This is a genomic window from Clostridioides sp. ZZV15-6598, from assembly GCF_020657705.1.
In the GTDB taxonomy this organism is placed as follows: Bacteria; Bacillota; Clostridia; order Peptostreptococcales; family Peptostreptococcaceae; genus Clostridioides; species Clostridioides difficile_F.
This window is the reverse complement of record NZ_JAGWCS010000349.1, coordinates 1-367: the sequence shown is the minus strand read 5'-3', so window position 1 is coordinate 367 and position 367 is coordinate 1. Positions and strand designations below refer to the sequence as shown.

General features: G+C 28.6%; 1 pseudogene. It reads left to right on the top strand.

The window, feature by feature from the left end:
- Window positions 1-367 (top strand): annotated as a pseudogene (locus KGF50_RS21985) (hypothetical protein); the annotation flags it as partial.

Here is a 367-nt window from a genome sequence, read left to right as displayed (position 1 = left end):
AACATTTCAAGAGTATGTTAACTATATTACAGGGTTTAAGAATACTATAGTAAGCAAAGATAATACTATAAATAGTTTGCGAAATAGATATCAAAGTACAAGCGGATTTTTTATATATGATAAAGAACATTATCCAAATGGAATAGTTGTGGGCTTTAAGCCTGATATTGTTTCATATACTACCACAAATCTTGTAGGTGAAAAATATTATTGTATATACACTCCTCTATTTTATTTCTTTTATAATGCAAGAACGAAGGAAACTTGTTTTGATAGTACTGATAGCCACAGAGGTATAGATATAAATGACAATTCATGGTTACCAAAATCTACAGTTAATGGTGGAGTAGGTTATGATTATATAGCA